This window comes from Neobacillus drentensis (genome assembly GCF_036962765.1).
GTDB lineage: Bacteria > Bacillota > Bacilli > Bacillales > Cytobacillaceae > Neobacillus > Neobacillus drentensis_C.
In genome coordinates this window covers 1-10,439 of sequence record NZ_JBALOS010000050.1, presented here as the reverse complement: position 1 = coordinate 10,439, position 10,439 = coordinate 1, and the positions used below count along the sequence as shown (strand labels likewise).

Annotated in this window: 11 protein-coding genes; 1 reads left to right on the top strand and 10 read right to left on the bottom strand. The window is 38.7% G+C overall.

The window, feature by feature from the left end:
- Window positions 1-265: 265 nt before the first annotated feature.
- The 8 genes from V7137_RS08355 to V7137_RS08320 all read right to left on the bottom strand — a co-directional run bounded on the left by V7137_RS08355 (window position 266) and on the right by V7137_RS08320 (window position 8,672).
- Window positions 266-1,129: a hypothetical protein gene (locus V7137_RS08355; protein WP_335697661.1), complete on the bottom strand. Its 864-nt coding sequence runs from the start codon at window positions 1,127-1,129 to the stop codon at window positions 266-268.
- A gap of 27 nt (window positions 1,130-1,156) precedes the next feature.
- Window positions 1,157-3,388: a heavy metal translocating P-type ATPase gene (locus V7137_RS08350; protein ID WP_335697660.1), complete on the bottom strand. Its 2,232-nt coding sequence runs from the start codon at window positions 3,386-3,388 to the stop codon at window positions 1,157-1,159.
- 218 nt (window positions 3,389-3,606) lie between these two features.
- Window positions 3,607-3,888 carry a copper ion binding protein gene (locus tag V7137_RS08345; protein ID WP_335697659.1) on the bottom strand — a complete coding sequence of 94 codons (282 nt, stop codon included), beginning with the start codon at window positions 3,886-3,888 and terminating at the stop codon, window positions 3,607-3,609.
- Between the two features lie 434 nt (window positions 3,889-4,322).
- Entirely contained in the window at window positions 4,323-4,970 is a 648-nt protein-coding gene (locus tag V7137_RS08340) for a response regulator transcription factor (protein ID WP_335697658.1), read from the bottom strand.
- Complete coding sequence (locus tag V7137_RS08335) at window positions 4,948-7,116, bottom strand: sensor histidine kinase (RefSeq protein ID WP_335697657.1); 2,169 nt, start codon at window positions 7,114-7,116, stop codon at window positions 4,948-4,950. The genes V7137_RS08340 and V7137_RS08335 overlap by 23 nt, the downstream gene beginning before the upstream one ends.
- 149 nt (window positions 7,117-7,265) lie before the next feature.
- Entirely contained in the window at window positions 7,266-7,688 is a 423-nt protein-coding gene (fosM, locus tag V7137_RS08330; RefSeq protein WP_335697656.1) for a FosM family fosfomycin resistance protein, read from the bottom strand.
- A 114-nt stretch (window positions 7,689-7,802) separates the two neighbouring features.
- Window positions 7,803-8,306, bottom strand: a complete 504-nt coding sequence (locus V7137_RS08325) for a GNAT family N-acetyltransferase (RefSeq protein WP_335697655.1) — start codon at window positions 8,304-8,306, stop codon at window positions 7,803-7,805.
- Window positions 8,307-8,330: 24 nt separating this feature from the next.
- Window positions 8,331-8,672, bottom strand: a complete 342-nt coding sequence (locus V7137_RS08320) for a n-acetylglutamate synthase (RefSeq protein ID WP_335697672.1) — start codon at window positions 8,670-8,672, stop codon at window positions 8,331-8,333.
- A gap of 278 nt (window positions 8,673-8,950) precedes the next feature.
- Here V7137_RS08320 and V7137_RS08315 point away from each other — a divergent pair, with 278 nt between their 5' ends.
- Complete coding sequence (locus V7137_RS08315) at window positions 8,951-9,376, top strand: hypothetical protein (protein ID WP_335697654.1); 426 nt, start codon at window positions 8,951-8,953, stop codon at window positions 9,374-9,376.
- Window positions 9,377-9,506: 130 nt separating this feature from the next.
- On the opposite strand, the gene V7137_RS08310 is transcribed toward V7137_RS08315, so the two are convergent.
- Both V7137_RS08310 and V7137_RS08305 read right to left on the bottom strand, forming a co-directional pair.
- Window positions 9,507-9,869, bottom strand: a complete 363-nt coding sequence (locus tag V7137_RS08310; RefSeq protein ID WP_335697653.1) for a group I truncated hemoglobin — start codon at window positions 9,867-9,869, stop codon at window positions 9,507-9,509.
- Between the two features lie 132 nt (window positions 9,870-10,001).
- The coding region (locus V7137_RS08305; RefSeq protein ID WP_335697652.1) for a DUF421 domain-containing protein at window positions 10,002-10,439 on the bottom strand (438 nt) is incomplete at its 5' end.

Here is a 10,439-nt window from a genome sequence, read left to right as displayed (position 1 = left end):
GACAAATCTCACTGCTGGAGCAACAGATTTGTCTATCATAAGCAGGATGAAGGACAAATCTCACCACTAGAGCAACAGATTTGTCAATCATTCACAGAATGAAGGACAAATCTCACCGTTGGTGCAACAGATTTGTCTATCATAAGCAAGATGAAGACAAAACTCACCGCTGGAGCAAGAGATTTGTCTTTCGTAAACGGTATGAAGGACAATATATACCACTGAAACATGAGATTTGTCTTTCATAGGCAGTAGCAGTGCATCCTTATTCTTTTATCTCAATCACAAACGGAAACGCTCGTACTTTCCCGTTTTGCTTAAATTCAGCCCAGATTTTATAAATACCAGGCTTTTCGAAGGTGGTTTCAAAAATGGGTTCTTGATCATTTGACGGATGTACATGAAGAAACTCTTTCCCGTATTCATCAAGAATCACGACGTGACCCATAGCTCCTAAATAAGGCGTTAAATTGGTTTGATCTAAATCGAATGATAATGTTACCGATTCGCCTGCCTTAAAAGAACTAACATTTAATGTTACGGTTTCACCATCGACTGTTTTTCTGAACTTCGTGTCTGGAACTAATTCGTGGCCGTGTGCTGCAGTGCTTGGGTTGCCTACTACAAACGGAACCGGCTCTACCTTGTATGCAAAATCCGTCGGCTTAATATCGATAAACGCTTTATAAAACCCTTCTGGAAGGTTATTATTAATTGTAAATTCCCCTTTACCAGTTCGTTCCGGATGCACATGGTAATACTTTTGCAGTTGTTCATCGACAATGATTAGATGAAGTTCTTTCTCATGATTCACTTCTAACTCGTCAATCGGGTTACCTGCCTTGTCTTTTAAAAATATCTTGATTTTACTTTTATCAATTTGGACAAATGCATTGACCTCGCTGCCTTCATGGTCTTCAGAAGTCATTTCATGCCCATGAGTGCTTTCCTTCTCTTCCTCCTGATGACCTCCACTCATTTCTTGTTTACTTTTGTTTTCACCCATCGCCATCTGGCTTTCTGACTCTGCAGCTTTGGTTTGATCCTCTGCAATCCATTTATCATAAGCCTGGAATCCAAAAATGACGACTGTCACATAAAGAATCCCGGCTATTGCCCAATTCCTCATTCCTGTCACTCCTTTATTGATGAACTTTTAAGCTTCCTGTAGTTTTATTCGTTGTAAACGCAGTGCATTTAACACAACTGATACAGAGCTAAATGCCATTGCTGTTCCTGCAATCCAAGGTTCTAGATAACCTGCCGCGGCAAACGGGACCCCCACTGCATTGTAAGCAAATGCCCAAAATAAATTCTGTTTAATATTCACCATAGTCTTTTTGCTCATAAATAGGGCATCAGCAATCGCGTTTAAATCCCCGCGGATCAGTGCGATATCAGCCGCCTCCACTGCTATATCCGTTCCCGTACCAATCGCCATGCCGATGTCCGCTGTTGCAAGGGCCGGTGCATCATTAATTCCGTCCCCAACCATCGCGACCTTTTTACCCTGATTCTGCAACTTCTTCACTTCAGAAGCCTTTCCTTCCGGGAGGACCTCGGCGATGACTCTGTCAATCCTAGCATCCTTTGCAATGGCGTTGGCTGTCCTTTGGTTATCACCAGTTATCATGATGACTTCAAGTCCCATATCCTTAAGTCGCTTGATTGCTTCTTTTGAAGTGTCTTTTATGGTATCGGCAACAGCAATCATACCTGAAAATACACCATCAATCGAAACGAGCATTGCAGTCTTGCCGTTTTGTTCGAGCTCTTCCATTTGGTTGATTTTTCCCTGAATATCGATTTGGTTCGAACTCATTAATTTCCTTGTTCCGACCAATACTTCTTTTCCTCTCACCATTGCTTTAATCCCAAACCCTGGAATCGCTTCAAAGTGGCTGACTTCGCCCAGCTCGATTCCTTTTTCTCTTATCGCCGTAACAATCGCCTCAGCTAAAGGGTGTTCCGATTGAAATTCTGCAGTACCAACCAAGAAAAGAAATTCCTCTTCCTTTACCTCTGGTTCAAAGAGAATGTCGGTTAACGTTGGTTCACCCTTTGTTACCGTTCCTGTTTTATCTAGGAGAACGGTGGTGATATTCTGAGTTGTTTCTATATGTTCTCCGCCTTTAAAGAGGATCCCAAATTCTGCAGCACGACCGGTTCCCGCCATAATAGAGGTGGGAGTCGCTAATCCTAGACCACAAGGGCAAGCAATCACAAGCACGGCAATTAATTTTTCAAGCGAACCGGAAAGGTCGCCAGGACTGATCCAAACATACCAAAGGACAAATGTGAGTAAAGCAATTCCGATTACTACCGGTACAAAGATCGCCGAAGTTTTATCTGCCAGACGTTGGATTGGTGCCTTCGATCCCTGTGCTTCTTTTACAACTTTAATAATTTGAGCAAGAGCTGTATCTTTACCGACCTTGATGGCTCGAATCTTTAAAAAGCCGTTCTTGTTAATGGTAGCACCAATGACATGATCGCCAACTGATTTTTCTACGGGGATACTTTCCCCCGTCAGCATCGATTCATCTAGGGAAGAGCGCCCTTCAACGATTTCTCCGTCAACTGGAACTTTTTCACCTGGCCTGACCAGTACAATATCTCCAATCATGACCTCCTCCAAGGGGATTTCCTGCTCTACCCCATTGCGGATAATTTTTGCCGTTTTGGCCTGTAATCCCATTAACTTCTTGATTGCATCAGATGATTTTCCCTTTGCTTTTATCTCAAATAGTTTTCCAAGCACAATAAACGCGATTAAGATTGCACTCGTTTCAAAGTAACGGTCGAACATATTGGATTCCGGTCCAATCGATTTAATGGACAGATACAAACTGTAAAAATAAGCAGTTGATGTGCCTAATGCCACTAATACGTCCATGTTGGCACTCTGATTACGAAGAGCTTTAAAAGCACCTCTGTAAAATTGCCAGCCAATGATGAACTGAACGGGTGTGGCAAATGCCAATTGAAACCAAGTATTCATGAGCATATCAGGAATTTTTATAAATGAAGTAAATTCAAAATCAGTGGCCATCGCCCATAACAGCGGTGTCGCAAGGATAATTGAAAAAATCACCTGTCCTTTCCATTTTTCCAAGTCTTTTTCCCGATGTTCTTCTATCTTCTCAGCTTGTTTAGGAATGGCTTGATAACCGATACTTTCAACCTTTTTTTCGATGTCATTTATGTTTAATTGAGAAGAGCTATATTCCACGACAGCGGTTTCGAGCGCTAAATTGACATTTACTGTTTTTACTCCGTCCAGTTTACCTAGCCCTCTCTCGATCCTGGCTGCACAAGCTGCACAAGTCATCCCGACTACATCGAATTCTGTTTTTTCAGTAACATTCTTTTGTGAAGCATTTTCCATCACCTTTCACTCCCACATTCTTTTTTTGTTACTAAGTACAATACCCCTGTACCGTATAACAAAAACGAAATAAAGCCTTTCTTTCTCTATATATTTTATAATTTATATTCATTTTCAAACCGCAAGATATTTTCGTGTTTCCGCAATTATTTTGCAATCCTCACAATTCATGGTGTTGAAAAAGACGTGCCAGAACTAAAAGCACGTTTTATACACCGTTATCCAATATCATATCCCTGGTCACCGATCGTTTCTTTAATTTTGTCTAAGGAAACCAGATTGGGATGAAACTCCACGGCTACATTTCCATTTTTCACATCAACAAGTACTTTTTCTACCCCAGGTAGACTTCCAACACTGTTTTCAATGACCATAGTACAATGTCCGCATGACATCCCGATTACATTTAATTCTACTTTTTTCATTATAATTACCTCTCTTTTTTGAATGGTTTTTCCATCTTCTAAATACTTCTCATTCTTTTTACTCTTCATATTCATTTGTCTTTCCTCCCGTATTTTTATTTAAATCAGCCATTACTTTGTATAAGGTTTTTCTTTTGTATTGGATGGTTTCATTGTACGAAGTTTCACTCCAATCAAAACCGCAGACTTTGAGAGAACCACCGCAGAATTTTGTGGTAGCCCCGCATGGGTTTTGTAGGAGATCTGCTTACTTAAAAGTGAATACTCTCGTATAGATGGCTTTTACTCTCGGATAAGGAACAAATACTCTCGGATAACCGGCTTTTACTCTCGGATAAGGGACAAATACTCTCGGATAACTCATTTTTACTCTCGATAACCGTTTTTACTGGCGGATAACCGTTCTTTACTGGCGCAACGCCCACTTTCACCCGAAATGCGAAAAAAATTACGTCCCCACCGCACCATTTCATCCAAAACAAAAAGACCGGTTCACACACCGGCTTTCTCTAATATAAATCTTCTGTCGGCAGAATCCCCAGAGTTTTGGCTTTTTTGATGGCTTCCACCCGTGAATTCACATTTAGTTTTTGAAACATTTCTGTTAGACTGTATTCCAATGAGCGCTGACTGATCAACATTGTTTTGGATATTTCCTTATTGCTGTGTCCTTTGGCCAATTCTCGGAGAAGCGTTTCTTCTTTTTTGCCAATGGTTGTTTTTTCATTTGCCTTTTCGCCTTGAACGACAATCTCCTGACGTCTCAACTGCTTGAGGAGCTGCATCGGAATAATCGCCTCTTTCCGTGAAGCGCTCCGGATCGCTTGAACAAGTTGCTCGCGGGTAGATGTTTTCGCAACAAAGCCTGACACACCTGATTCCATCAGCAAATTAAAATGAGGGGCAATGTCAAATCCAGAATAAATCAGAATAATCGCGTCCGGAACATCCGCAAGCACCTTTCGCGCCAAATCAGCCCCGTTGATATTAGGCATATATAGATCAAACAGGATCACGTCAAAACTCTTCAGTCGAACCAAGTCAGTGACCAGATAAACATCCGTTTCAATGGTGACATTCATATCGGGTTCTGACTCTATTAACATCTTTGTTCCTTCGACGACGGACCTATGATCATCCACCAATAAAATTTCCATAGTGATCACCTTTTTGCGTTGTTATAGTTGGAATGGTAATTTCCATATGAAAGCCTTCGTAAGGGGCAGAATGGAATTCCACTTTCCCCTCTAAACTTAGGACACGATTTTCGATACCTGCTAATCCCATGTGTTTATACGAACCGTCAAACGAAGTTAAATCGATCCCGACTCCGTTATCCGTATAGGAAAATTGAATCGATTCCTGAGTACTGGTCAAATTCATCGTAACTTTAGAAGCGTTCGAATGTTTAGTAGCATTATTTAACAGCTCCTGGACAATTCGATACATACCCAGGATTTGATCTTCATTTAGAGGATGAATCAACTCCGTCGCTGTAAAATCAATCTCATAATTAGAAAACATCCGGGCGTACGAAAACAAGCTCTTTAAGGATTCCACAAGTCCCATTTTTAACAGAAACGGCGGGCGCAGTTCATTGCAAGTAATCCGAATTTGATGAATGGCATCCAGCAGTCCTTCCTCAACCTGCATGATTTCCTCCTGAATTCCCTCATTTAAAATAGAGGTAGAGCGTAAGGACTCTAGCTTTCGGTACCATATAATGAGATCCTGCAAAACTGAGTCATGTAAATCACTGGATAGAGAAGCCCTTTCCTTTTCCGAAAGTCTAAACAAAAGCCTCAGCATCCACTTTGGGGTCTCGTTAAAGCTTACCATGTCCTCAATTCGTTTCATCAGATTTTCAATAAACTCCAGATTATCATATAAAATCGTGACATAATGAACCGCAGTTTCCAGCCATTCTTCCTCTATTTTTTGCAAAGCTTGATCGATGTCAATCTTTAAGTAGACAGGCAGTTCCTTATCGGCGATTTTGACCCATTTCACATTCACGCCACTTAAAGTAGATTCTAGATTTCTAGGAACTTCTTCAATAGTAACACTCTTAACAGGTAATACTCTCATGATCTCTTCCATTAAGCGCATTTCGAGCTCAGAAACTTTCATGACGTTCGCTAGGTCATGGGAGAAATGAGTAATACTATGCTGAAGTGTCTTATATCTTTCTTCACTTTGGATTAATTCAAGCTCCTCATTCTTTCGCTCGGTAATATCCTTTACCATCCCATGAACCCCGATGAGTTCTCCATTAAGGAAGATCGGAACAAAGGTAATATGGACAATGCGTGGATCTCGTTGCCTAAAGCGAACAATCCGACATTCAAGATCTCTTGATTCATGGGTAGCAATAACTTCCGAGAGTACTTGATAGATCGACAAATGGTCCTCATCGTAAATCAACCCAATTAAACAACGATCAGGTAGATCATCTATTTTGATTCCTGTTATTTTTTCAAATGAATGATTGGCATTGACAAAATAAGCTTTTAAATCAATCGAGAAAACTCCATCCAGATTGTTCTCAAATAAGGATTTATACCTTTGTTCGCTCTCCTCTAATGCTAACTCCGAACGTTTTTGCTCGTTACTATCCATGATCCGCGATGTGATATCACGGACAACAGCCACCACATACTTAACATTTCCAAAACTATCTAAAACAGGTTTGACTCTTGTTTCTACATAAAGCGTTGTACCTCGTGAATGGATTAGACGATATTCCAAATCAACCTCCGTCTTGGTTTGAATCACTTCTAAATGCAGGGAACGAACACGTTCACGATCCTCGTGATGAATAATATGAAATGCATCCATCCCTTCATATTGTTCAACCGTGTAACCAATGATCTCGTGAATGGATGGTGAAACATAACGGACAACTGCCCTATTATCAACGAGCACAATCACATCGGATGTGTTGTCGGCAACAATTTTATACCGTATGTTTTCATTAAATAATTGTTCTATGGTGGACTTTTGTAAAATCCCCGTATAAGCAATTGCTGTGGAATCGTGTTCATTGATAGGGATTAGTTTCAGGTTCACGGTGATAGTCAATCCATCTTTAGAATAAACAATACAAGGTGCATTCTCTATCTTTACATGAAAGATTAAATGGATTAATTCATCGTCCCATCGTTTCTGCTCCGAACCAAATAATTTTTGAAAAGAATCGTTTACCCATAAAACGTTATTGTCCAGGTCAATAATGTACATGGGATCAGGCATTTTTTGCAGCATTTGCTGCGCACTTTTTATTACATTTATAACCGGGTCCATCGCGCAACTCCTTTCCAAAAGATGACATCCGAGTTAAGTCTTGTATAATTATTATAATGGAGTTGGGGTGAATAAAACACGCAAAAAATCGGTGGAAGTCCGCAAAAAAGAAAAAGCCTCCAATTACTGAGGCTGGTGGAAAAAAATAGTTAACTGAAGAACTCCATATGTGTTTTTTCTTGTTTATAGTAATCCAATCGTTCTCGCAAAGTTCCGGTATGGAATTCAAACTTATGACCATCAGGGTCCGTAAAGTAGATAGACTTCTTATCCCTTTCATCTCGTGGACGACCTGATAAAATAGTAACGTTCAAATCATGTAGTTTTTGAAACATACGGTCAAACTCTGCTTCATTAATAGAAAAAGCTATATGGGTGTAGGATTGATGTATTTCATTACGGGGTATATTTTTCTCTACATTAAGAGCTAACCACATCCCATTTAAATCAAAATAGGCTGTGTTTCTACCTTTTACTAACAGCTTGGCATCAAAGACAAGCTGGTAAAATTCAATAGATTTCTCTAAATCAGAAACAGAAAATAAAAAATGATTTAGACCTTTTATTGACATCGACAATCACCTCGTTAAATTAGTTTATGCCTATTTATGTACACATAAATATCGCAGATCTTACCGCTTTTACCAGTAAAATACGGACCACACCATCCGGTTTTGTGGGACATTCTAATCAATTCCAACTGCGCTGCTTCTTCTTTCTAACAAGATCGTATCACGCCACACACCATCCAATTGTCCAATGCGCTCACGCCTTCCCACTTCCCGAAACCCATACCTACTATGTAGTTTAAGACTGGTTACATTCTCAGGAAAAATTCCAGATTGTAATGTCCAGTATCCATTCTGTTCACTTTTTTCAATTAATGAATTTAATAGTTTACTACCAATTCCCTTTCCCTGACTACTTTGACCAACATAAATGCTTACTTCGGCCACACCAGCATAAACGCATCGACTGGAGACAGGACTTAACGCGGCCCATCCTAAAACTTTGTCATCCAACCTTGCAACAATACGACACTCCAAGATATGCCCAATATCCCAAGCTTCCCACGTTGGAGACTCTTTTTGAAATGTTGCATTTCCAGTAGAGATTCCTTCTTGATAAATTTCGCGAACTTGATCCCAATCCTCTTCAAGCATATTATCAATAAGAATTGAATTTTCCATATATACACCTACAATTATTTATTATTATTTCATTTCCTCAATAATAGATTCACCCTCACTTTGATCAGTATCTGTCCATTTCCACCTCTCATATAATCTAATTCTTCCATCTGGTAGAGTTTCTGGAGTAGAAGAACATCGACCTCCTCTTATTTCGTTTCTTTTATTAACGTGGTTATATCTAAACTGTAACCTCCCATTTTCTTCAACAATCCCAATTAGTGTACCTTTTACGATATCGCCGCCACTATAGGTTGCTGAAAGTATGTTTCCCTCTTGTTTGTATTCAAAAAATGTACTGGATGAAACCTCTCCGTTTGCTGTATTTTCGACAGAAACAAATTTCCGTCCATTGTAATTAATCATCATCTAACTCCCCCATTAGTTTTAATATTCACACATTTTAACACATATTCTGTACTTTTGTTTAATCAATCAGCTTCCTTAACATGTAAAAACGAATACAAGCACAGCATTGTTCCCATTACTATTACTAGGTAGATGGTCATGTATCATATCACTTTAATTGCCTATTTTTCACTTAAATGATCATTAAACAGGCTATTTTATTAGGACAACAACCTCCCATGATACATATAGATGCAGTATAAATATAATATTTAATTTCAGGGGGAGAATTTTTTATGGATAAAGACATCATGAAATGTTTTATAGGTAAAGTAATCAGGATTGGTCAAGGCGGACCAGAATCCAGAATTGGGATGTTACTGGATGCAAGTGACGATCTTATCGTCCTTCTCACGGCCGAAGATGGGGTCGTTTATTACAGCACTAAACATATTAAAAGTTTTACAGATAATATGAAGAAGCAAATGAAATTCAACATAAAAGTTCCTAAAGATTTCAAATTTAAAAAAGCTGCTAATTTCCAAGACCTGCTTGACTCATTGAAATTAAAATGGATAAAAATTAATAATGTCGGTCCTGAGAAGTTAGAGGGGGTACTGGGTGATGTAAATAAGGATTTTGTTTTTTTGATCCATAATCAGGAAATCATTCGCCTTTCCATGTCCCACATTAAAAGTATTAGTTATGGAGTAAAAATTTAAAAAGGCTCTCTATGACCTTTTATTGAATTACCCACCCTATTTTAGTAAACCTGCACTTTAGAAAAAATGAAAAAGCTGCCTTTAATGGCAGCACGCTCTTCCCTTCTTGTATCCGTAAGCTGAATAACAGTTATTTATACAATATATCGTCTCTAAGTGAAGCTACTTTAGTTAAAGCGGTATCTATGTCTGTTTCATTCACTCCAAAGTGAGCAAGAGCATCGTGCAGATGCTTTGCAATAGCATTAAAATGGACTGGTTGGAGATTCATTCCTTGGTGAGCTTTTGCCATAGATTGCCCAGAATATTGATTTGAACCACCTAATGCAAAACTAATAAATTTTGTCTGATGACGGCGTTGTTTTTCCATATCCGTTTCTTTAAAAAAATGATTAACTGTATCATCCTTAAGAACCAACTCAGAGTAAAAATAATCCACAACTTTTCCAATCGCTTCTTCTCCACCAACTTTTTCATATAGTGTTTGTTCCATCTATACACTCCTACTTTTGAATTTAATAAAAGTATTTTCTACAGAAAAATTGCTTTTATTCCTTTTCTATTAATAAACGATTCGATCTTCAACTCTATATGGAAGACAAGGAATCTTAATCCTTTATTTAAATTAATTATCTCGACCAGGCTTATAGTAATAAGGATCGTTTTTATGTTCTATTATTTCATTATTATCGATAAATAACTTTCCATCTTCTAAAAAAGTCGCTAATGTAATATTCTCTAATTTTTCACCCATTTTTTCGAGCTCCTCATTTAGCCAACCATTGTCTAATTGCAGATATTTTAAATTATGGTAAATAATTTGACCGTCCATTATCAGTGGGATAGGAAGATATTCTTTCTTTGCATGCAAATTTAAATCATTCGGTTGAACTTGTCGGTATTCCGACTTGGGTATAACACTAATACTTCCTGTTCCCTCCATCACAGCAATCGCAATGTTTTGAGTATCTGTGTACCCTTTTTCTCTTAAATGTGACAATAATTCATTTATTGGCATACGGACCTTTTTCAGCCCTTTTTTATCAATATCCCCGTTTTGAAT